Consider the following 23,919-nt stretch of genomic DNA (forward strand, 5'->3'; position numbering starts at 1 on the left):
TTTTATTCGTCATGTCTCTTTAAGGCTGCTGACAAAAGCGAGCCATGAAGGCGGGATATTCGGGAGGGATTGATGATGCATTCCACTATGCGTGGAGTTTTTCTTGCGTCGAGCGCGATGGTTGTGCTGGCCGCGATGCCGGCCCATGCTGCGGGCCAGACGCGCCAATTTGCCATCGAGGCGCAATCGGCCACCACGGCCATCGGCGCGCTGGGCCATCAGGGGGATGTCCAGATCATCGCCCCGCGCAAATTCACGCAAAGCGTGCGCACCAATGCCGTGCGCGGCGACATGACGGTGGACGAGGCGCTGGGCCGCATGCTGGCGGGCACCGGGCTGGTGGCGCAGCAGATCGGGCCGCATTCCTACGCCATCACCATGCGCTCGGCCGCGCCCGCGCTGCAGCCAGTGCGCGCAGTGTCGGTCCATCCGGGGCCCGCACTGATGACCGGCGAGCGCGCCGCCATGACCGAGGCCGCGCCGATGGCGGCCGAGGCTCTCTCCGGGCCAGATGAGGCGCCCGCCGCCGACATTATCGTCAAGGGCTTTCGCCGCACGCTGATGAAGGCGCAGGATATCAAGCGCTCGGCGGTGAACCTGACGGAAAGCATCGTGGCCGAGGATATGGCCAAGATGCCCGATCTCAACCTGTCGGAATCGATCCAGCGCCTGCCGGGCGTGGCCATCACCCGCGAGGGCGGCGAGGGGCGCAACATCACCCTGCGCGGCTTTTCGCCCGATTTTACCCGCACGACCCTGAACGGCATGGAGGTTCCGGCCAGCTCGGACGGGCTGGACTCGGGCGGCTTTACGCTGAACGCGGGCCGTGCCTTTGACTTCCATGTCTTTGCCTCGGAACTGTTCAACCGCATTGATGTCAACAAGACCCAGCGCGCCTCCATCGAGGAGGGCGGGATTGCCGGTACGGTCGATCTCTATTCGGCCAAGCCTTTTGACTTCAAAGGCTTTCACTTTGTCGCCAGCGGGCAGGGCGGCTATAATGCGATGACCCGCAAGGTCGATCCGCGCGTGACGGTGATGCTCTCGAACACTTTTGCCGATGACCGGATCGGGGTGCTGGTCTCGGCGGCCTATTCGCGCCGCACCGTATATCAGGAGGGCTTTTCCAGCGTGCTCTGGACGACGCCCTATATCAATGGCGACAGTTGGGCCAACAGCAACCCCACCGTGACCGGCAAGCCCGCCCCATGCGGCGCGGCCAAGGCCACCGATTGCCTCTGGGCGCCGCGCCTGCCGCGTTCGGATTTCTTTGGCAATGACCAAAAGCGCCTAGGCGTCACCGGATCGTTGCAGTTCAAGCCGACCGACCGGATGCTGATCAGCTTTGACGTGCTCTATTCACAGCTCGACAATGATCGCTACAGCTATAATTCGATGGAATGGCTGCTGACCCATGGCGCGCCCGGCAATTTCGTGGGCCAGACGCCTTTGTCCTTCACGGTCGCGCCCGATGGCAAGCAATTGGTGGCTGCATCCTTCAACGATGTGACTTCATGGTATGAAAGCCGCCACCAGACCTCGCTGTCGAAGTTCCAGCAATATGTGCTCTCGGGCGACTATCGCTTCTCCGACAAACTGAAGTTTGACGCGATGGCGGGGACTGCGCGCGATGCGGCCGATCGCACCGAATTGCGCTTCTATGCGCGCTCGTCGCCCCATTTCTATTCCTATGACTACACCGGCAACCCGGACGTGGCCAAGGTCGGCTACGGCAGCTATGATCCCAACAACACCGCCAATTATATCAATGCCCTGACGGCGGCGAACCGGCTCAACAATGTGGTGAAGGACAACTTCACCACCAAGGCCAACCTGACCTATACCGACAACAAGTTCAACGCCAAGATCGGCGTGGCCTTCAACCGCCGCATGGTGCGCTACAGCGAGGCGCAGGGCGATCTGCCCAGCTTTGCGCCTTCCTCCTATATGCAGGCGTTCCCGATTGCCCATTTCGGCGATGGCGTGGTTTCGGGCGGCCTGCCCACCTTTGCGGTTATGAATTTCGACGCCATTGCGCGCTCGGGCCTGATTTCCTCCAATTATGTCGATAATACCAGCGCTGACTGGACCGTGATCGAAAAGACCATGGGCGGCTATGGCGAAGTCAACGGCGAATTTGACATCGGTGGCATGACGCTGCGCGCCAATGCGGGTGCGCGTTATGTGCGCACCGATCTTACTTCGCGCGCGGTCCTTGCCGGGTCGCCGGTTCAGGTCGAGCGTTCCTATGGCAATTTCCTGCCGGCGGCCAATCTGGTGCTGAACATCACGCCCGATTTTCTGGCGCGCTTTTCCTATGCCCGTTCGATGACGCGGCCGGGCCTTTCCTCGCTCAATATCGCCAGCCCGACCTTTGAATATACCACGCGCACCGTGGGCAATCTGGGCAATCCGGAATTGAAGCCCTATCAATCCAATGATTTCGACGTCAATTTCGAATGGTATTTCGGCAAAGGCGGCCTGATCGCGGTGGGCGCGTTCAAGAAGGATATTGTCACCTCGCTGACCAATTCGGTGGTGACCAAGATGGTGCCGCAGGAATTCTGGGCCGCGATCTATGCCGATCCGCGCTACAGCCCCTCCTATCAGGCTGATCCGGCCAAGGTGCCCTATACGTTCGCCACAGCGGTCAACGCGCCGGGCGGCAACAGCGTGAAGGGGCTGGAAGTCACGCTCAACGTGCCTTTCACCTTCCTCAAGGGCTGGTGGTCGAATTTTGGCATTGCCTCGAACTATACCTATGTTTCGGCGCGGGATTCGACCGGCCTTTCGCCCAATTCGTACAATTTCACCGGCTATTATGACACCGGTAAACTTGGTGTCCGCGTCTCGATCAACAAGCGTGACGATTATCTGCTCAGCCAGCCCGGCGGCAATGGCAATGTGCAGGAGCGTAAATATGGCCCGACGCAGGTGGATTTCTCGGCCTATTACAACCTCACCAAGCGGCTGAGCCTGAACGTTCAGGGCATCAACATCACCAATGAAAAAGAGCGTATCTATGATACCGGCGATGGGACACAATATCTGCCGCGGGAATTTACCAAGACCGGCGCGCAATGGTTTGTCGGGGCGCGCTATCAGTTCTGAACTTTTTGTCCGGATATGACTCCCAAATACTCCCATATCCGGGCAAGAAAGGGGGCCGCCGGCGCGCGTTGCGTCGGCGGCCCCCGCTTTCATGCGCGGCATCAGGAGAAGTCTGTTGCGTTTTGACACCGGTTTCCTAGTGATTGCCAGCTTGGCCTTCAGCTTGCCCGTTCAGGCCCATGAGGTGGATGAAAGCTACAGCATCGCCCGCCGCTTTGCCCAATATGGCGCGCAATATCCCGGCATCGCTTGGCCCGCGATCCGGCCGCAGACCGGGCAACAGATTCTGCCCGACCGCGTGTATAAAACCATGGGCGAGCGCGATCTCCTGATCGACATTTTCCGCCCGGTCAAGGCGCGCTCGCGCGGGGTGGGCATCGTGCTGGTCCATGGCGGCGCATGGCGTTCGGGCGCGCGCAGCCATTTTTATCCCATCGCCAATCTGCTGGCCCAGCGCGGGTTTACCGTGTTCATCCCGCAATACCGCCTCTCGCCCGAGGCACCCTATCCGGCGGGCGCGCAGGATATTCACGATGCGATGGTGTGGGCGCAGGATCATGCGCGCGACTATGGCGTCAGGCCCGACCGTATCGCGCTGGGCGGGGCCTCGTCGGGCGGGCAACTGGCCTCGCTGGTGGCTTATGGCGATGGGATGTTTGGCGCGGGCGGCCATCCTTACGCGCTGATCGACATGGACGGCGTGCTGGATTTCACCACGCCCGAGGCGCTGAAATATGAAAATGCCGCCGGGTCCGGATCATCGGCGGCCAAATGGCTCGGCGGATCCTATGAACAGGCCCCCGACCGCTGGCGCGAGGCGAGCGCGGCATCCCATGTCGGCCCGCAATCCCCGCCCACGCTCATCATCAGCAGCGGCAACCCGCGCTTTACCGCAGGCAAGGATAAGGTGCTGGCCGAACTGGCGCAGTATAAGATCCCCGCTCAATGGTACGCCTTCGCCAAGGCGCCGCATGATATCTGGTTCTTCGATCCCTTTCTGACCACCACGGCCGACAGAATCGCCGCTTTCCTGCAATCGCTGCCCCAACGCTGAAAGACCTGCCGATGCTTGCTCCGCTTTTGCTCGCCGCTGCTCTTGCCGCCCCGACGCACTATGACGTGCGTCCCGCCTGCGGCGCGACCCCTGCGCCTTGCTATACACGCATCCAATCCGCCTTGGACGCCGCCGTGCGGGATAAAACAGAGCGCTGGATCACCATCCGCGTGGCGCCGGGCGATTATCACGAAAAGCCGGTGATCGCCCGGCCCCGCCTGCGCCTGATCGGGGCGGACCGGGCCAGGACCCGCATCCATTTCGGCGCAGTGGCGCAGACGGCCAAGGAATATCACCGCAATGGCTGGGGCACGCCCGGTTCGGCCACGCTGACCATCGATGCCGACGAGGTCGAGGTGCGCGGTATCACCATCGAAAACACCTATGATTATCTGGCCAATGATCGCATTCCCTATGGCGATCCGGCCCGCATCGGCAATCCGCAGGCCGCAGCCGTGCTGTTCGACATTCACGCCGACCGGGTGCTGATGCGCGGTGTGGCCATGCTGGGCTATCAGGATACGGTCTTTACCAACGGCGGGCGGGCGCTGGTGCAGGACAGTCTGATCGCGGGCAATATCGACTTCATCTTCGGCAATGGCCAATTGCTGATCGAGCACAGCGAGATCCGCAGCCGCCCCCGCGCCCAGCCGCCCGGTCCCGATGGGTTCCAGTCCTTTGTCGCCGCGCCCTCGACGCCTTTGTCGCAGCCGACCGGGATTGTGTTCTATGCGTCTCATCTGACGCGCGAAAAGGGCGTGCCCGATGGCGCGGTGGCATTGGGGCGGCCATGGCATCCCACCACGCGCTTTGCCGATGGGCGCTATGCCGATCCTGCGGCGGTGGGCATGGCGCTTTACATTGACTGCGTGATGGACCGACATATCCATGCCGATCGCTGGACCACGATGAACGGCACCTCGCGCGATGGCACCGTGGCCACGGTGTTCCGCCCGCAGGATTCACGCTTTGGCGAGGTCGGTTCGTCCGGCCCCGGCGCGCAAGGCAAGGGCGTGGCCATCGCATGGAAAGAGGAGCGGACCTATGCCCAGATCCGCTCGCAATTCCTGTCCGGCTGGGCGCTTACTGACAGGTGAAGGAACTGGCCTTCTCGCTGTCCCCATCCTGGCGGTGGGGCCGCGCGGGGAAGGGGCAGAGCAGGCGTTCGCGGCCCGGCCAAGGCGTGTCGGCGCCCGCGGTGGCGGTGATCGCGCCGGGCTTCACGCCCTTTTCGCGCCATGCCACCAGTTGGGAGAAAATGTCGAAGCGATCCGTCGCCGGGCCGCCGCGCCCATGGTTCATGCCCGGCACGGCATAGAATTGCACGAAGCGCCCCGCCTTGCCCTTCTCGCGCTTGTTCACCGTATCGAGCCAGCGGATCGTGTCCAGCACCGAGAACACCGGATCGCTGACTCCGTGGAACAGGATGATCTTGCCCCCGCGCCGGGTGAAAGGCGAAAGGTCGGTGGCATCGGCATGCATGAAATCGACCGGCGCTTCCTTCAATTCGCCCCATTTTACATGGGCCGCGGCATAGGCTTCGTCGATATTCGCGTTCAAGGCATAGCGGGTGAGCGAGGTGACATCATCGGCCACATCGAGCGGCGGCGAGCGGAAAACCGCCGAATTGGACGGCGCGCCCAGGCGCAGCAGCGCGCCATTGTTGATGGCCGAGGCATAGCCGCCCATCTTCCAGATCCGCCAGCCCTGCGTCACGCCCTGCGCGGTTTTGGCTCCGATCCCGGCGTCCCATGCCCAGTCGGAATAAATGGCCTTGCCATCCTTGGTCAGCGGGCCGCCCATCACGCGGCGCATCGCGGCAATCTGCATCGGCAGGAGGCAGGCATTGGTCTTGTCGGCCATATTGTCGCTCTTACAGGCGATTTTCATCATTTCGGGCATGACGCGCGCCGTGGTGCAGGCGATGAAATGCTCGATCATGCCATCCTTCGTGCCGTCCAGCGCATCGCAGGCATTCAGGATCGCGCCCTGCGCCAACAGGATATCCTCATCGCTCATCGCCTTGTTGACCAGCGGCAATCCGTCCGCGCCGATCTGGCCCATGGCCTTGGCGACAGCGCCGAACGCCTGCCCATCCCACAATTGCGCGATCGAGGCATGGGCCAGATGGAAGCCGGGATAGCCGATCAGCGCGGCGTCAAATTCGCCCGGAAAGCGCTGGACCGCCATCATCGCTTCCTGTCCGCCCTTGGACCCGCCGACGAAATAGGTGAAGGCCGCCGCCCGGCCATAATAGGCGCGGATCAGCGCCTTGCCCGCGCGCGCCACCGGGCCGATATAGCCAAAGCCGTAATTGTGGCGGGCGATGGCGTCATGGCCGAAAGTCACCACGCCTTGCCGAGCGGGATCATTGTTCACCGCATTGTCATGGCCCGAATCCGAAGACACCACCGCATAGCCCTTGGCGAGCGCGGTCACGCCGGGCTGGCTGGAAAATCCGCCATTGGCATCGCCCAGAAAGCCATCCGATCCGCCGCCGCCCTGAAACACAAAACGCCCGTTCCATTCGGTGGGCAGGCGCAGGTGGAACTTGATCGCATAGGTCTGGCCATTGGCGCCCTGCCGCTCCTGCATCTTGCCGATGATTTCGCAATGGGCGGGCATGGCGGGCGCGGGCGGGATTGGCCCATTGCCGCGTGCCTCGGCCGGGCTTGCCTCGCGCAGGGCGGCCAGGGTGATCACGCTAGAGCGGTCCGGCATGGCCGCCTTGGCCAGCGCCGCGCAATCGGCGGCCGCCTGGGCCGTGCCGCTGGTGGCGGCGAACAGAATGGCCATGGCAAGAGCGTGATGGGTGGTGGGCAAATTCATGGCCGATCCTCTCTTATGCGGTGGGTAGCGTGAATTATGCAGAATAACATAGCGCATGCCAGCGCGGTTTTGTATCGAATGGTACAAAGGCGTCCGAGAGGCGCCATGGGGAGCCTGATGGACAATCCTTTAAGCAATTTTCCCGGCTATCTGCTGCGCCGAGCCTCCAAAAGCCGGATGGCCCAACTCTTGCAACATCTCGAACCTCTGGGCGTGGGCGTATCGGAGGGATCGATCCTCGTGCTGGTCGGCCGCAATCCGGGGATCTCGCAGGCCGAATGCGGGCGGATGCTCTCGATCAAGCGGCCCAACCTCAACCCGATCATCCGCCGCTTCATCGACCGCGACCTGATCATCAGCACCAAGGGTCAGGGGCGCATCCAATGCCTGAACCTGAGCGAGAGCGGCAAGGCGCTTGCCAAGCGAATCATGGCGGAATTTGAAGCGCAGGAGGCGCGCATCCATGAGGCGGTGCCCGAACATCTGCGCGATGAACTGGTGCCTCTGCTGCGCGCCCTCTGGTGGTCGGAATAACATCCCCGACAGGCCGCATGACCCGCCGGGGATAGGCCTGGATCAGAACTTCTTGGTCACGCGCACGCCATACTCGCGCGGCGCGCCATAGAGTTCGTTACGACCGCTCTGACCAGCCACATAGAATTTGTTGGCCAGATTGGTGCCGTAGATTTCACCCTTCCAGGTGCCCTTGTCCAGCGTGATGCTGCCCTGCCACAGGCCGCGCGCGTTGATGAGGTCCGTGCCGGTCTGATAGGTGGGATAGGCCCACTGCGAGCCGATATAGGCATAGCCGACGCGCGGGGTGATCGAGACGCCCTCGGGCAATTCGATGCGGTACGAGGCGGCAAGGTTCCACGTCCACTTCGGGCTGTACAGATTCGAACCGCCGCTGGTGGTGACGCTGGTCCCGGTATAGTCGAAGCAGCGCGCCGAATTGCTGCCGTTGCACTGGGGGAAGCCGTTGGAGGCGGCGGGAACCAGCCATTTGTTGATCAGCGTAAAGCCCGAAAGGCTGCTGTCGACATAGGACAGGCCGCCGTCGATCGAGAGGGCATTGATCTTGGCCTGGAAGCTGGCCTCGAAGCCCTTGATTTCCGAATTGGCCAGATTGACCACGCCGTTCTGGCCCGACACCGGATTGGTCACGTCCATCTGGAAGTTATTGTACTTCATATAGAACGCGCCGATCTGCGTGCGCAGGTGACGGTTGAACAGCGTCGATTTCCAGCCCGCTTCGTAATCCATCACGGTTTCGGGGGCAAAGGTGCCGGTGGGCGGATTGATGCCGCCGTTCTTGTAGCCGCGCGCAACAAAGGCATAGATCAGATTGTCGGCATCGGGCTTGTAGTTCAGCGCGATCTTGCCCGTTGCGCGGCCGTCGCTTTCATGGCCGGTCTGGGGGGCAAGGATGGTGGCGCCCACCGGCGGATCGCCGATGATCATGGCCATCGTGCTGCCCGGCGCCGCGCTGTACACCGCGTTCGAGCCGGTCACTTCAAAGCGCGAATAGCGCAGGCCCGCATCCACCGAGAGCTTGTCCGTCAACTGATAGGTCGCCTGACCAAAGGCGCCCAGCAGCAGCTTGCTGGTGTTGGGATGGGGCAGGGTTGTGAAATTGCCGGCGCTGCTGTTCCAGTTGCGCAGGTCGACCTTGTTGCGCTGGGCATAGCCGCCGATGACATATTTGAACTTGCCCGTATCGGGCGAGATGATGTTGATTTCCTGGCTGTAAACGCGCTCGCGCACATTGTTGCCGCCCGCCAGCGCGGCGCGCGTCGTCAGCGAGGTGGCGTCCGTGTCGCTGACAGCGGCCAGACGCTTGTTCTGATAGGCGGTGAGCGAGCGCAGGGTCAGGCCACCGGCAAATTCATACTTCAGCTCCAGCACCGTGGCGAAGGAACGCTCGAAGTTCGACACCGGCGTGTCGAAGCTGACGGTGAAGGGCGTGTTGGTGCGGCCCGTGACATAGGGGTTGGTGGTCGTGGAGGTGTTGATCGGCTGCAGGGCAAAACCGCCGGTCTTGCGCTGCGTGGCCTCGACCTTCACATTGGCCTGGAAACCGCCCGACTTGTAGAGCGCCTGGATGCGACCGTCGATTTCGGCCAGACGTTCGGGCTGGTTGTTGGCCGGGCCGACGTCCTTGAACCATGCGTCATGCTGGTTGAACAGGCCGGATGCGCGCACGGCCAGCTTCTCGCCGAAGGGCAGGTTGAACGCGCCGTTCACGCCGACATTGTTGTAATTGCCGTAATTGCCCGAAATATAGCCGCTGGTTTCGCCCAGCTTGGGGCGCTGCGTGGTCAGATAGATCGCGCCGCCGGTCGAGTTGGCGCCCGAGAGCGTGCCCTGCGGGCCGCGCAGCACTTCGGCGCCGGCCATGTCATAGAACTGGCCGTTCGACACGATGGGCGGCTGGAACACACCGTCGATATAGGTCGCCACGCCATTGGTCACCTGGGGCGAACCCGAGGCCAGGCCGATGCCGCGAATGTTGAACGAATCGGTCACGCCCGAACGCGAGATCGTCAGGCCGGGTGCGGCGGTCTGAAGGTCGATCGCGCGGGTGATCTTCTTGTCCACCAGCGCATCGCCCGACAGCGCGGTCACGGCGATATTGACGTTCTGGACATTTTCACGGCGGCGCTGCGCGGTGACGACGATGTCCTTGTCGGGGTTCTCGGCGCCTGAAGTTGTGGGGGCAGGGGCGTCTGCGGCAAAGGCGGGCGTTGCGGCCAGCGAGGTGGTGGCCAGCAGAGCGGAGGCGAGCCACGGGGCGACGCGGTTGATTTTCATATGTCCTCTCCAGAATCCCGGCGCGCTTTGGCGCCTCATGAATTATGTTGTATAACATTACAGTTTTCCCGCAACTGCCCGATGGTATCACTCGCTATGATAGGTGTGCGGATGTGCCTTTTGCGCCACAGTTCATTTTGGCGGGAAAGGCTGATTGATTGGCAAAGCGACATGATCGGATTAATCCATACCAATGTCACGCACCCCCAGCCTTTCCAGCCTCCGCCTCTTCCTCCAGGTCGCCCGCTCGCTCAGCTTCAGCGAGACCGCGCGCATGGCCAACCTCTCGCAGCCCGCGCTCAGCCGGACGATCAAGCTGCTGGAGGAGGATCTGGGCGTGCGCCTGTTCGACCGCAATTCGCGCAATGTCCGCCTCTCCAGCGCCGGGGCCGCCCTCCTTCCCACCGTCGAGCGCCTGACCGGGGATTTCGATCAGGCGTTCCGCGAATTGAAACAGACCTTTGAAGGGCAGAGGGGGCGCGTGGTGGTGGGCGCCTTGCCCTCGGTGGCGGCCAATCTCCTGCCGCGCGTCATCGCGCGTTTTCGCCAGAGCCATCCCCATGTCGAGATCATTCTGCGCGAGAATCTCACCTCGGGCCTGTATCAAAGCCTACAGGACCGGATGATCGACTTTGCCATCTCGATCGAGCCCAACGCCCAGGCCGAGATCGACTTTATGCCGATGCTGGAGGATGCCTGCGTGCTGGTGTGCCATGCGCGCGATGCAGGCGCGATTCCCGATCCCGCGCCATGGTCGGTCTTCCGCGACATGCCCTTCATCGGCATGGAGCCGCGCAGCAGCGTGCGCATGTTGACTGACGCCGCCTTTGCCCGCGCCGATATTGTCACGCCCGCCTTGTTCGAATGTTCGCAACTGGCAACGGTCGGCGGGCTGATCGCGGCCGGGCTGGGCATTTCGCTTCTGCCGCAATCGACGCTGCCCTTGCTGGCCAACAATCCCGATATTGCCTGGCGCGCGATGCAGCCGCCGCTGGCCTCGCGCCGGATCGGCGTGTCGCGCATGGCCGGGCGCACTCTGTCTCCGGCGGCGCAGGCCTTCCTTGATGCGATGGTTTCCTGCGATCAATGCGGAGACGTTATAGAAAGATAGAATAAGTCGAATTGTTGCATCAATATAATTGCGGCATGGTGGCGCGGCATAATTATTCAGGGGCGAGAGGATCATGCTTGAAACCGTGGCTGCGGCCACCATTCTGGGCCTGTTGGTCGCGATCCTGTCGCAACGCGTCTCGCCGCTGGTTGCGCTGATTCTGGCGCCGGTGCTAGGCGCTCTGGTCATCGGCGCAGGGGCGCATATGCCTGCCTATATGATCGCGGGCATCACGCGGATCGCGCCGGTGGCGGGCATGTTCGTGTTTGCCATCCTGTTTTTCGGCCTGCTGGGCGATGCGGGCGTTTTGAAGCCGCTGGTTTCGGGCGTGCTGCGCGCGGTGGGCAAGGACCCTAAGCGCATCACTGTGGGTACCGCCCTGCTGGCGCTGATTATCCATCTCGACGGTTCGGGGGCGGTGTGTTTCCTGATTACGATCCCCGCGTTGCGGCCTCTGTATGACGAATTGGGCATGGACCGGCGCGTGCTGGCCTGCACAGCCTCGATGGCGGCGGGGGTCAATTTCCTGCCGTGGACCGGGCCAACGATCCGGGCGGGATCGGCGCTGAAATTGCCGGTGAGTACGATTTTCACGCCGATGATCGGGGTGCAGGTGGTGGGCCTGGCCTTCGTCTTTGCCGTCGCATGGTGGCTGGGCCTGCGGGAACAGCGCCGTCTTGGCCTGACGCCCGCGCGCGCGGCTGCCCCGCTTGATCGCGCGCCATTGCCTCGCTTTTTCTGGATCAACTGTTTGCTGGCGCTCATCGTGGTGGGCGTCATGGTCTCGGGCAAGGTCGAGCCGGTGGTGGTCTTTATGATCGGCACGGCGCTGGTGCTGCTGCTCAACTTTCCCGCCCCCGCGCTCCAGCGTGAGCGGATCGAGTCCCACGCGGGCGCCGCGCTGCAGATGGTGGGCGTGCTGATGGCGGCGGGCGTGTTCACCGGCATCATGAATGAGAGCGGGATGATCAAGGCCATCGCCGGCGCTGCAGCCGCCCATATGCCCGCCGCGCTGGGGCCGCATCTGCCCCCGGTGGTGGCGGTGCTGTCCATGCCGCTCAGCCTGATTTTCGACCCTGACAGTTTCTATTTCGGCGTCCTGCCCGTGCTGGCCGAGGTCGCGGCGCATTTCGGCCTGCCCCCGGTGCAGGTCGCGCAGGCCGCGCTGCTGGGCCAGATGACCACCGGTTTCCCGGTCAGCCCCCTCACGCCCGCCACTTTCCTTGTTGCAGGTCTGTCGGGGGTCGAACTGGCCGCGCATCAACGCTTTGCCATTCCATGGCTGTTCGCCGCCTCGCTGGTGATGACGGCCGCCGCGCTTGTTCTGGGAGTTTTCAGCCTGTGACCCGTTCGACCTTGCGCATTGGCGCCGGCGCCGGATTTTCGGGCGACCGCATCGAGCCCGCGCTCGATCTGATCGAGCATGGGGATCTTGATTACCTTGCCTTTGAATGCCTTGCCGAACGCACCATCGGTCTGGCGCAGGCCGCCCGCGCCGCAGATCCGCAGGCCGGTTTCGATCCCCTGCTGGAAACAAGGATGCGTCGCGCCCTGCCGCTGGCCGCGCCGCGCGGGGTGCGGATCGTGACGAATATGGGCGCGGCCAATACGCTGGGCGCGGCGCGCAAGGTGACGGAAATCGCCCGCGAACTGGGCCTGTCGGGCTATCGCACGGCGGCGGTGACGGGTGACGATGTGCTCGATCTGGTGCTGGCGGGCGATTATCCGCTGATCGACCGGCCCGGCACCAGCCGCGATCTGGGCGATGCCATCGTTTCGGCCAATGCCTATCTTGGCGCGCAGGGCATCGTCATGGCGTTGAGCCAAGGTGCCGATACGGTGATCACCGGGCGGGTCTGCGATCCGGCGCTGTTTCTGGGGCCGCTGGCGCATGAACTGGGCTGGTCCTTCGACGATCACGCGATGATGGGGCAGGGCACGGTGATCGGCCATCTGCTCGAATGCGCTGGGCAGGTGTGCGGCGGCTATTTCGCCGATCCGGGGGTCAAGGATGTGCCCGACCTGGCCCGCCTTGGCTTTCCTTATGCCGATGTGGCCCGCGATGGTGTGGCCGTTCTGGGCAAGCTGGCGGGCAGCGGCGGGCGGATCGACACGGCCACGGTCAAGGAGCAATTGCTCTATGAAATCCTCGACCCCGCCGCCTATCTGCAGGCCGATGTCAGCGCCGATTTCCGCCATGTGCGGATCGAGCAGACCGGCCCGGACCGGGTGCGCGTATCAGGCGGCACGGGCGCGCCCGCGCCTGATAAGCTCAAAGTCTCGATCGCTTATCACGACGGCTATGTCGGCGAGGGGCAGATTTCCTATGCCGGACCCGGCGCGGCGGCGCGGGGGCGTCTGGCCATTGAGATCATCCGCGAACGCTTGCGGATCATCGGGGCGCAAGTCGAGGAACTGCGCTGCGACCTGATCGGCATGGATGCGGTGGACCGGCGCGGGGCGGGCGGCGATCCGGCCGAGGTGCGCGTCCGCATCGCCGGGCGCGCATCCTGTGTGCAGGCCGCCACCGCCATCGGGGCCGAGGTCGAGGCGCTTTACACCAATGGCCCGATGGGCGGGGGCGGCGTGACGCGCTCGGTGCGTCAGGTTCTGGCGGTGGCCTCGACGCTGATCGCGCGCGAGCTGGTTGCGCCGCGCGTCCATCTGGAGATTGCCTGATATGGCCGGAATTCTGCGCGACATTGCCCATGTGCGCACGGGCGACAAAGGTGACATTTCGCAAATCGCCGTCTTTGCCCTGCGCGATGCGGATTATCCCCGCTTGCTGGCCGCCGTTACGCCCGATCGCGTGGCGGCGCATTTGCCGGGCCTGCGCCCCCGGCTGATCCGGCGCTATGAATTGCCCGCGCTGGCGGCGGTCAATCTGGTGCTGGAAGGGGCGCTGCAAGGCGGCGTCACCCGTTCCCTTTCGCTCGACGCGCATGGCAAGACGCTGGGCGCGCAATTGCTCGATCTTCCTCTTTTGCCGGAGTGATCCGATGATGAAGCCTGTGCGCTACGCCCTCTTGGGCGCGACGATGTTTATGTCCCATGGTGCCGATGCGCGCCTGACCCGGATCGAGGTGGAAAAGACCGCACCGGACAAACCGGGCTATGAAACGATCAGCGGGCGTTTCTATGGCGAGGTTTCGCCAACCGATCCGCATAATACCATCATCACCGATATTGCCGCCGCCCCGCGCAATGCGCGCGGCATGGTCGAATATTCGGCCACTTTCGCCATCACACGGCCGTTGGGGGGCAGCGATACGTTGTTTTATGATGTGCCCAATCGCGGCAACATCCTGCGTGATCCCGATCCGATGGGTTTCGTTCGTGTCGTCTCGGGATGGCAGGGTGATTTGCCCGAGGATGCCGGATTGCAGACCGCCCGCGTGCCGGTGGCCAAGGGGCTGACCGGGCCGGTGTTGGCGCGCTTTGTCGATATGCCCGCCGGGGTAACGAGCCTGCCCATCACCGGCAGCATCGGCCGCCCCACGCCGCGCCCGCTGCCGGTGTCGCTGGATACGACCAAGGCGCGGCTGATGCGGCTGAAGGGCGACAGCGCGCCGCTGGAAACGATCAAGCCCTCCGACTGGGCCTTTGCCGATTGCCGGACGGTGCCTTTCCCCGGCACGCCCGATCCGGCGCGGATCTGCCTGCGTGGCGGGTTCGATCCGAAATTCGCCTATACGCTGGCCTATGAGGGCAAAGACCCGCTGGTGCTGGGCCTCGGCTTTGCCGCGACACGCGATCTGGTGGCCTTTCTGCGCCACGCCGACAAGGATGATGCGGGCCACCCCAATCCGGCGGGCAAGATCGCCTATGCCATCGCCAGCGGCACATCGCAGTCGGGCAATTATGTCCGCACTTTCGTCCATTTGGGCTTTAACGAGGATGAGGCGGGGCGCCGCGTGTTCGACGGGGTGAACCCCAATATTGCCGCGCGTCAGGTGCCGCTCAACCTGCGCTTTGGCGTGCCGGGCGGCGCGGCGGGCCTGTTCGAGCCGGGCAGCGAGGGGACGCTGTGGTGGACGCGTTATAATGACAAGGCGCGCGGGCGCGGCGTGTCGAGCCTCCTCGACCGTTGCCATGCCAGCGATACCTGCCCCAAGGTGGTGGAGACTTTCGGTTCGGCCGAATTCTGGGGCCTGCGCATGTCGCCCGGCCTGATCGGCACGGATGGGCGCGCCGATCTGCCCTTACCGCCCGAAGTGCGCCGCTATTATTTCCCCAGCACGACCCATGGCGGATCGTGGAGCGGCGGCTTTCCGACGGCAGGTGATCCGACCCCGGCGGGATGCGCGCTGCCGGGCAATGCGGTTTCCTCGATGGAGAGCCTGCGCGCGGCGCAGATGATGCTGGTGGCCTGGGTGCGGGAAGGCAAGGCGCCTTTGCCGAGCCGCTATCCCACGCTGAAGGGCGGCGATCTGGTGGCGGCAACGGCCAAGGCTATGGGCTGGCCTGCTATTGCTGGCGCGCCGGTGCCCGATGGCAAGCTCAACTCGCTGCTCAACTATGATTTCGGGCCGGGGTACAAAACCCATGATACCAGCGGCGTGATCGGCAAGCAGCCTCCGCGCGTGCTCGGTGCTTTGCCCCAGCGGGTGCCGCGGGTGAACGCGGATGGCAATGAAACCTCGGGCGTTCCGGCGGTGGCCTTGCAGGTGCCGCTGGGCAGCCATCTGGGCTGGAATGTGAAGGCGGACGGTTATGAGGCGGGCGGCGGCTGCGGCTTTGCCGGGGGCTTCATTCCCTTTGCCCGGACCAAGGCGGAAAGGCTGGCCAGGCATGATCCGCGCCTTTCGCTGGAGGAGCGCTATCACGATCACGCCGGTTTCGTGGAGGCCGTGCGCAAGGCTGTGGCACGGCAGAAAGCGGCGGGATGGTTGCTGGAGGCCGATGCGCAAAAGCTGATCGCGCAGGCGGAGGCAAGCAAGGTGCTGACCGACTGAGCCTTTTGCCGGATGGGATAGATGAGGCCATCGCGCAGACCTTGCGCGGTGGCCTTTTTCTTGGGGTTTTGCCGGATTTGATAACCCAGACGCATCAATCAATCAGAATATTATATTTCCGTTCTTGAACCAATTTCGCCATGTTCAAACCCAGAAATTGGACAACCCCGCCGACGGGGATCAGGGACCAAGAGGCTGTCAAAAAGGAACGGGACCGCGCTGTTTTCGGCGCGTTTGCCTGTGCCCGATTGCATTCTCGCCCCTCTCGGCGCGGTGTGCAGGGAGGGCGAAATCATGAATTCTTCGACAAGGGCGCTATTGATGGGCGGGCTGTCCGGCCTGGCCTTGGCGGGTGCGCCCGCGATGGCGCAGACCGCGCCTGAAACCAAGCCGCAGGAAATCATCGTTACCGGGTCGTATCTGGGCAATGTGCGTCAGGAAGACCGCGCTTCGCCCATCGTGTCGGTGGACAGCAAGGCGCTGGAAAAGACCGGCGTGGCCTCGATTGGCGACCTGACGCGCTTTATCCCGCAGAATGTCGGCTCGACGGGCGGTATGCAGGATCTGCAAAAGGGCGGGGCGGACACGCGCGACACGCGCTCGGCCAACCTGCGCGGGCTGGGCTCGGGCGCAACATTGGTGCTGCTCAACGGCCGACGCGTGACGCCGCAGGCGGGCGACGGCTATGTCAACTTGAACTCGCTGACGCCTGATATTGCGGTCAACCGGGTGGAAACGGTGCTGGATGGCGCCTCGTCCACCTATGGCGCGGATGCGGTGGCGGGCGTGTTCAACCTGATCACCAACACCAAATTCACCGGCGTCAAAATGTCGGCCCAATTCATCAGCATGGACAAGTCGCCCGCCTGGAATGTGCAGGCGATGGTGGGCCTTGGCAATGACCGCATTCACAGCGTGTTTTCGGCCAGCTATCGTTTTCAGGACAATCTGCAGAACGGCGACCGCGCGGTCACCAATTTCTTCAACGCCTCGACGACCGGCTATCCGGGCCGCTTCGTCCTTTATGGCCGCCCGCAGACCAGCACCGGTGGCAATGTCATCATCAACGGCAACAATTACACCGCGCTGTATGACGCCAATAAGGCCGCCAATGGCACGCTGACCGTGGTGGACCCCAATTGCGGCCTGTCGGGCACGTCGAGCCTCTATCTGCCCACGGCGGGCGCGACGTTTGGCCTTGGCAATTGCGCCTATTCCTATCAGGCGCAAAACCCGATCCGGCCCCAGTCGAAGAGCCTGAACATTCACAATGACACGACCTTCGAGGTCGCACCCGGCCATACTATCTATGCCGAGCTGAGCTATTACCATCAGGATTCCAGCCGTTACGGCGTGCCCTCCTATGCCCAGACGCATAATGGCGCGACCCCGCCGCTGATGCCCGCGAGCAATCCGTACAATCCCTTTGGCGTGACCATCGGCTTTCTTGGCCGCGCCATCGGCGCACAGGGCTTTGCCGGCACCTATCAATATCGCGTGATGCGCGACACCGTGGACCAGCAGCATTACGTGCTGGGCGCGCGGGGCAAGCTGTTCAACGACTGGAAATATGCGGTCTCGGCCACCTATTCGGGCAGCCACACGATCGCCCGCGACAAAGACACCGACATGAACCTGTTTCAGGCCGCGCTGAACGGTTATGGCGGGCCGAATTGCAACATCCGCTTTAACGGTGCAGGCTCTGGCGCGGTGGCCGGTGCGGGCAATTGCCTCTATTACAGCCCGTTCCAGTCGGACAATGCCAAGCAGGATCCCTCGCTGCTCTATAATCTGCAGACCGACGAGTTTTCCGATTACAAGAACGAATATTTCGTGGGCGAGGCGGTGGCCAATGGCTCGCTGGTGACGATCAACGGGCATAGCCTTGACGTGGCCGTGGGCGTTCAGGCCCGTAAGGAAAAGTCGCGCGGGATCTATTCGGATCTGCTGCTGTCGGGCTTTGGCGGCTTTATCGGCCCGGCCCGCAACTATTCCTATACGCGCAATGTCAAAAGCGCCTTTGTCGAGGCCAATTACGAGGTGATCGACGGGCTGAACGTCAATGCGGCGGCGCGTTATGAAGATTACGGCGGCTTCAACTCCACCGCGCCGAAACTGGCGGTCAACTGGCGCGTGCTGCCCCAGATCTCGCTGCGCGGTTCGCTCAGCCGGGCGTTTCAGGCCCCCGCGATTGCCAACAGCTCGAACGCTTTGATCAGCACGGGCGTGGGCAATATCACCGACCCCAAGGACGGCACCACCACGTTCCGCACCATCGCCACCTATGGCAACCCGAACCTGAAGCCCCAGACGGCGGATGTGTTCAACTTTGGTGCGACCTTCCTGCCCGTGCCCAAAATGCGCCTGTCGGTCGATTTCTGGCAATTCAAATATAACAACCAGATCCAGACGCAGGGCGCGCAGGCCGTCATCAGCGCCAATCCGAACTCGAGCGCGGTGATCCGCGACACGACGACCGGTTCGGCCCAGACCATCAACGTCACCAGCTTTAACGCCACCAGCGGCACCAAGACGTCGGGCATCGACGTTGCCGCGCAATATGGGTTCAATGTAGGCAAAGTGCAGGTGACGCTGCGCGATGCGGTGACCTATCTGCTCAAATATGACATCGACACGGGCAGCGTGGTCTATGACGGCATCGGCTATCGCAACGCCTTCAACCAGTCGCCCGGTTCGGCCTCGGCCGCGCCCCGCTGGCGCAGCGTGGCGGGCGCGGATTTCGCCTATGGCACGCATGATCTCTCGATCACATGGCGCTATACGTCGGGCGTGCTCGACGATTACGGGCTGAACCTTGGCGCGGCGCCCACCGACCGGATCAAGGCCTTCTCGGTGTTCGACGTGCAATATACCAAGAGCTTTGGCGCCGATGACCGCTTCAGCTTTACCGCGGGCATGATCAACGCCTTTGACACGGCCCCCGGTTTTGCCAAGTTCAACGGCTATCTGCCCTCGATCTCGGACCCCTTCGGGCGCCAGATCTATGCAAGGGTCGGTGCAAAGTTCTAATCGGATGGCGGGCGCGGGGAGAATATCCCGCGCCCGTTTTCATTTCTGGCGCATCGGGCGCGCTGTGCTAAGCGCGCCGCCGCAACACCAGAAACGGATACCTCCCCCCATGAAAACCAAGCACACTCTTGAAACCGCCGATGTGAAGGCGATCCTGGCCGCCGCCGAGGCCGAAGCTCTTGCCAACGGCTGGGCGGTGTCGATTGCGGTGGTGGACGATGGCGGGCATCTGCTGGGCCAACTGCGCCTCGACGGCGCCTCGGCCAGCACCGCGCATATGGCGCCTGCCAAGGCCGTCACCTCGATTTTGGGCCGCCGCGAGAGCAAGGTTTACGAGGATCTGATCCTCAACGGCCGCGTTTCGATGCTGACGGCGCCAGCCCTGCAGGCGATGCTCGAAGGCGGCGTGCCGATTGTGGTCGATGGTGATTTCGTCGGCGCGGTGGGCGTGTCGGGCGTGAAATCGGAACAGGATGTTCAGATCGCGCGCGCCGGGATTGCCGCGATCCTGTGATGATGGCTCCGGCCGGGGGGCTATTCCCCCTCGGCCAGCAATTGTGCGCGGATTGCCTGCAATTGTCCGCGCTGTTCCAGCGAGATTTCAGGGTATTCCGGCCGTAGCCCTTCCAGCGCATCCAGCACGATCTGCGAGACGATCAGCCGGGCATTTTCCTTGTCATCGGCGGGCACGACATACCACGGCGCCTCCTTGGTGCTGGTCGCCTCGATGCAGGCCTCATAGGCGCGGCGATAGTCCTTCCAGAACTGGCGCTCCTCAATATCGGCCGGGGTCATTTTCCAGTTCTTGTGCGCCTCATCGATGCGGGCCAGAAAGCGCTGGCGCTGCTCCTCCTTTGAAACATGCAGGAAGATCTTGACGATCCGCGTGCCGTTGACATGCAGATGGCGTTCGAAATCGCGGATCGAGCGATAGCGGTCCTGCCAGAGCTGGGCGCCCGGCGCGCCATCGGGGCCGATTTCGTCCCTCAGGCTGTTGCGGTGGACCTTCACCACCAGAACGCTTTCGTAATAGGACCGGTTGAAGATCGCGATTTCGCCGCGCGCGGGCAATTTGCCGACTGCGCGCCACAGGAAATCATGCTCCAGTTCGGTATCGCTGGGCCGTTTGAAGGCGAATACCCCGCAGCCCTGCGGCCCTACGCCCGACATGACATGGCGGATCACGCCATCCTTGCCCGCCGCATCCATCGCCTGAAAGATGATCAGCAGCCCATGGGCATTGGCGGCATAATGGCGCTGTTGCAGGTCAGCCAGACGGGCGACATGGTCGGCAAGAATCGCCTCGTAATCGGCCTTGGATTCATAAACCGGGCTGACATGGGTCTTGCGCTTTTTGAGGTCGACGCTTTTACCCTCGGGAATGCGATAGGTTTTCAGGGCGATTTCCATGGGCTTGGCTCTCCGGGCTACAGGCGGCCTTTATGCGCCTGCAAAAGGCGCGGCGAAAGGGTGATCGTCACACCTGCGCCATCAGGGCCGCATTGCCCCCGGCTGCCGTGGTGTTGATCGAGACAGTCTGCTCCTCGACCAGCCAGTCGGGGCGATAATGCCCTTGATCATCGCCCTGCTGGATCAGCGGGATCGGCCCCTCCATCGCCGCGATCTGCTGCATCAGGGCATTGGTGTTTGGCCCCGGCTTGATCAGCACCGCGCCATAGGGATTGATCCGGGGCAGCGCCGCTATCGCACCAACCGGAGCCGGGCCTTCGCCCAGCCAGAGCAGGTCAACCTGATTGCCCGCCGCGTGCGCCGCCGCCATCTGCGCCGCCATGCCCTCCTGGCTATGCGCCGCCGCCAGCACGCGCCCGCGCGGATGCAGGCGGTAAAGGTTGCGTTCGCCCACCGGGCCTGGCAGTTCTGCGGTCCCATCAGGGGGCAGATCCAGCGCGGGCCTTTCCCGTACCAGCCGCCCCAGATAGAGCGGCCCGCCCGCCTTGGGTCCGGTGCCTGAAAGGCCGCGCCCGCCAAAGGGCTGCACCCCCACCACCGCGCCGATCGTGTTGCGGTTGACATAAATGTTGCCCGCCGCGATCCGGCCCGTCACCTCGGCGATGGTCTCGTCCAGCCGTGTATGCAGCCCGAAGGTCAGGCCATAGCCGGTGGCATTGATCGCCTCGACCACCGCGCCCAGATCCTCGCGGGCATAGCGCAGGACATGGAGCACCGGGCCAAAGACCTCGCCGCCGATCTGGTCGATGCTTTCGATCTCGATGATGGTGGGTGCGATGAAGCTGCCATGGCCGGTTTCCTCGCCCAGCGGGGCCTGCCAGACGGGGCATCCCGATGCCCGCAGGCGCTCGATATGGGCGGCGATGGCCTCGCGCGCTTCCTCGGTGATGACCGGGCCGATGTCGGTGGAGAGGCGATCGGGATTGCCGATCCGCAATTCGCCCAAGGCGCCTTTCAGCATCGTCAACTGCCGCTCGGCAATATCCTCCTGAAGGCACAGGATGCGCAGCGCCGAGCAGCGCTGCCCCGCGCTGTCGAAGGCGGAGGACAGAACATCGCCGGTCACCTGTTCGGCCAGCGCCGAGGAATCGACGATCATCGCATTGAGCCCGCCCGTTTCCGCGACGAGGGGGATGGGCGGCCCGTCATGGCGCGCCAATTCGCGCTGGATAAGCTTGGCCACCTGCGTCGATCCGGTGAACAGCACGCCCGCCACATCAGGGTGGGCCACCAGCGCCGCGCCGATTTCGCCCGCCCCGGTCAGCAATTGCAGCACCCCCATCGGCACGCCCGCCTGATGCAGGATCTGCGCCACCTGCGCGGCGATCAGCGGGGTTTCCTCGGCCGGTTTGGCCAGCACCGGGTTGCCCGCAGCCAGTGCGGCGGCGATTTGCCCGACAAAGATCGCCAGCGGGAAATTCCATGGCGAAATGCAGACTACCGGGCCGATGGGCGTATGGGCTTCGTTCAGCGTCGCGCGCGCCTGATCGGCATAATAGCGCAGGAAATCGACCGCCTCGCGGATTTCGGCCACAGCATTACCCGCCGATTTCCCTGCCTCGCGGATGATGAGGCCCAGCAAAAGCCCGGCCTGCTCCTCCAGCAGATCGGCGGCGCGCTCCAGCATCGCGGCTCTTTGCGCAGGGGGCATTTCGCGCCAGCCCTGCGCCGCCCGCCGCGCATTGGCAAAAGCCAGCGGTACATCGCGCTCCAGCGTCAGGCTGACCCGTCCCACCAGGTCGCGCCGGTCGGCCGGATTGCGCAGATCCTGCGGCGGCCGGATGACGGACAGGCCGGGGATCATCGGATCGGCCCGCCATTCCCGGCCCGCGCTGGCCTGTAAATCGCGCGAAAGCGCTACCAATGCGCTCTCGCTGGCCAGATCGAGCCCGGCGGAATTGCGCCTTTGCCCATAGAGATGCGCGGGCAGGGCGACCACCGGATGGGGGGAGCCAAAAGGTTCGATGGCCAGCGCTTCCTGCGCCGGAGCCTGCGCCAGATCCTCCGGGCTCAGGCTCTCTTCCCAGATGCGGTGGACGAAGGAGGAATTGGCGCCATTTTCCAGCAGGCGCCGCACCAGATAGGCCAGCAAGGTTTCATGCGTGCCCACCGGCGCATAGATCCGGCAGGGGCGGTTCAATTTGCCCGCGCCCACGACCTCTTCATACAGCGGCTCGCCCATGCCGTGCAGGCATTGGAATTCCCAATCGCCGGGCGTGAAATCCGGTCCGGCCAGATGGTAGATGGTCGCCAAAGTCTGGGCATTATGGGTGGCGAATTGGGGGAACACCGCATCGCACGCCTCCAGCAAACGCCGCGCGCAGGCGATATAGGACACATCGGTATGAACCTTGCGGGTAAAGACCGGGAAATCGGCCTGCCCATCGACCTGCGCCTTCTTGATCTCGCTGTCCCAATAGGCGCCCTTGACCAACCGCACCATGATCCGCCTGTTGGCCGTTTGTTGAGTGCGGCGCGCCAGATCAATGATCCAGTCGATGACATGCGGGCAGCGCTTGCCATAGGCCTGTACCACAAAGCCCAGCCCGTTCCATCCCGCCAGATCGGGATCGAGCGCGAGGGCTTCGAGAATGTCGAGGCTGATTTCCAGCCTCTCAGCCTCCTCGGCGTCGATATTGAGGCCGATGTCATAATCGCGCGCCAGAATGGCCAACGCCCGCACGCGGGGCAGGAGTTCGCCCATCACCCGGTCCTGCTGCGCGCGGGCATAGCGGGGGTGGAGCGCGGAGAGCTTGATGGAAATGCCCGGCCCGGCATAGGGGCCGCGCGCCGCCGCCGCCTTGCCGATGGCGTGCAGGGCGTTTTCATAATCGCGCCAATAGCGCTCCGCATCCGCCGCCGTGGTCGCCGCCTCGCCCAGCATGTCATAGCTATAGGCAAAGCCCTGCGCCTCCAGCCTGCGGGCGCGTTTCAAAGCCTCCTCGATGGTTTCGCCGGTGACGAATTGCTCGCCCATCAGTTCCATCGCCAGATCGACCCCGCGCCGGATCAGCGGCTCGCCCGCCCGCGCGATCAGCCGCGTCAGCGCCGCGCCCAGCGAACCGTCGCTGTTGGCCCCCACCAGCCGCCCGGTGACGATGAGGCCCCATGTGGCCGCATTGACGAACAATTTGCGCCCCGCGCCCAGGTGGGCCTGCCATTGCCCCCGCGCGATCTTGTCGCGGATCAGCGCGTCGCGCGTGGCATTGTCGGGAATGCGCAGCAGCGCCTCGGCCAGACACATCAGCGCCACGCCCTCCTGGCTGGAAAGCGCATATTCCTTGACTAGGCTTTCAACGCCCCCACGCTGCCCCTTGGCGCGCAGGGCGGACACCAGCGCGCAGGCGGTCTGCGCAATCGCTGGTTGCATCGCCTCGGGCGCGGTCGCCGCCTCGATCAGCTTGGCGATGCAATCGGCTTCGGCCCGGCGCGTGGCATCCGTGATTGCGCGGCGCAGAGGGGAGGGCGCGGCCAGTGCGGGGGCGAAATGGGCAAAAGGAGCATCGGTCATCGGCGCATTTCCGTCATGGGGTGGACGGGGCAAGCCT

Annotated in this window: 15 protein-coding genes; 11 read left to right on the plus strand and 4 right to left on the minus strand. The window is 63.7% G+C overall.

Annotated features, from left to right (window positions below):
- Window positions 1-72 precede the first annotated feature (72 nt).
- From BGP00_RS23880 to BGP00_RS23890, 3 genes are all read left to right on the plus strand, one after another.
- The gene (locus tag BGP00_RS23880; RefSeq protein WP_292692033.1) at window positions 73-3,111 is read left to right on the plus strand and encodes a TonB-dependent receptor; all 3,039 of its coding nucleotides are present in this window, start codon (window positions 73-75) and stop codon (window positions 3,109-3,111) included.
- Between the two features lie 115 nt (window positions 3,112-3,226).
- Window positions 3,227-4,165, plus strand: coding sequence for an alpha/beta hydrolase (locus tag BGP00_RS23885; protein WP_292692035.1), 939 nt, complete (start codon window positions 3,227-3,229; stop codon window positions 4,163-4,165).
- Between the two features lie 11 nt (window positions 4,166-4,176).
- A complete protein-coding gene (locus tag BGP00_RS23890; RefSeq protein ID WP_292692037.1) occupies window positions 4,177-5,262 on the plus strand; it encodes a pectinesterase family protein in 1,086 nt (361 codons plus the stop codon).
- Here the strand turns inward: BGP00_RS23890 and BGP00_RS23895 are convergent.
- Window positions 5,249-6,994 (minus strand): tannase/feruloyl esterase family alpha/beta hydrolase, encoded by a 1,746-nt coding sequence (locus BGP00_RS23895; protein WP_292692039.1) that lies wholly within the window; start codon window positions 6,992-6,994, stop codon window positions 5,249-5,251. The two genes, BGP00_RS23890 and BGP00_RS23895, sit on opposite strands and share 14 nt — an antisense overlap.
- A 117-nt stretch (window positions 6,995-7,111) precedes the next feature.
- Between BGP00_RS23895 and BGP00_RS23900 the strand changes: the two genes are divergently transcribed.
- Entirely contained in the window at window positions 7,112-7,528 is a 417-nt protein-coding gene (locus BGP00_RS23900) for a hypothetical protein (RefSeq protein ID WP_292692041.1), read from the plus strand.
- Between the two features lie 42 nt (window positions 7,529-7,570).
- On the opposite strand, the gene BGP00_RS23905 is transcribed toward BGP00_RS23900, so the two are convergent.
- Window positions 7,571-9,805 carry a TonB-dependent receptor gene (locus tag BGP00_RS23905; RefSeq protein ID WP_292692043.1) on the minus strand — a complete coding sequence of 745 codons (2,235 nt, stop codon included), beginning with the start codon at window positions 9,803-9,805 and terminating at the stop codon, window positions 7,571-7,573.
- Between the two features lie 193 nt (window positions 9,806-9,998).
- On the opposite strand from BGP00_RS23905, the gene BGP00_RS23910 reads away from it, so the two are divergent.
- From BGP00_RS23910 to BGP00_RS23940, 7 genes are all read left to right on the plus strand, one after another.
- Window positions 9,999-10,916 (plus strand): LysR family transcriptional regulator, encoded by a 918-nt coding sequence (locus tag BGP00_RS23910; RefSeq protein ID WP_168605409.1) that lies wholly within the window; start codon window positions 9,999-10,001, stop codon window positions 10,914-10,916.
- Window positions 10,917-10,989: 73 nt separating this feature from the next.
- The gene (locus BGP00_RS23915) at window positions 10,990-12,261 is read left to right on the plus strand and encodes a citrate:proton symporter (protein WP_292692045.1); all 1,272 of its coding nucleotides are present in this window, start codon (window positions 10,990-10,992) and stop codon (window positions 12,259-12,261) included.
- On the plus strand, window positions 12,258-13,595 hold the full coding sequence (locus BGP00_RS23920) for an acyclic terpene utilization AtuA family protein (protein WP_292692047.1): 1,338 nt from the start codon (window positions 12,258-12,260) through the stop codon (window positions 13,593-13,595). Before BGP00_RS23915 ends, BGP00_RS23920 begins: the two co-directional genes overlap by 4 nt.
- 1 nt (window position 13,596) lies before the next feature.
- Window positions 13,597-13,911 carry a hypothetical protein gene (locus BGP00_RS23925; RefSeq protein WP_292692048.1) on the plus strand — a complete coding sequence of 105 codons (315 nt, stop codon included), beginning with the start codon at window positions 13,597-13,599 and terminating at the stop codon, window positions 13,909-13,911.
- 4 nt (window positions 13,912-13,915) lie between these two features.
- Window positions 13,916-15,871, plus strand: coding sequence for an alpha/beta hydrolase domain-containing protein (locus BGP00_RS23930; protein WP_292692050.1), 1,956 nt, complete (start codon window positions 13,916-13,918; stop codon window positions 15,869-15,871).
- Between the two features lie 294 nt (window positions 15,872-16,165).
- Complete coding sequence (locus BGP00_RS23935; protein WP_292692052.1) at window positions 16,166-18,901, plus strand: TonB-dependent receptor; 2,736 nt, start codon at window positions 16,166-16,168, stop codon at window positions 18,899-18,901.
- A 109-nt stretch (window positions 18,902-19,010) separates the two neighbouring features.
- Complete coding sequence (locus tag BGP00_RS23940) at window positions 19,011-19,415, plus strand: heme-binding protein (protein WP_290009717.1); 405 nt, start codon at window positions 19,011-19,013, stop codon at window positions 19,413-19,415.
- 20 nt (window positions 19,416-19,435) lie between these two features.
- Here the strand turns inward: BGP00_RS23940 and BGP00_RS23945 are convergent, their stop codons facing one another.
- Window positions 19,436-20,311 carry an ADP-polyphosphate phosphotransferase gene (locus tag BGP00_RS23945; protein WP_168605402.1) on the minus strand — a complete coding sequence of 292 codons (876 nt, stop codon included), beginning with the start codon at window positions 20,309-20,311 and terminating at the stop codon, window positions 19,436-19,438.
- A gap of 67 nt (window positions 20,312-20,378) precedes the next feature.
- Window positions 20,379-23,882: a bifunctional proline dehydrogenase/L-glutamate gamma-semialdehyde dehydrogenase PutA gene (gene putA, locus BGP00_RS23950; RefSeq protein ID WP_292692055.1), complete on the minus strand. Its 3,504-nt coding sequence runs from the start codon at window positions 23,880-23,882 to the stop codon at window positions 20,379-20,381.
- Between the last annotated feature and the right edge of the window lie 37 nt (window positions 23,883-23,919).

It is taken from the genome of Novosphingobium sp. 63-713 (assembly GCF_001898925.1).
In the GTDB taxonomy this organism is placed as follows: domain Bacteria; phylum Pseudomonadota; class Alphaproteobacteria; order Sphingomonadales; family Sphingomonadaceae; genus Novosphingobium.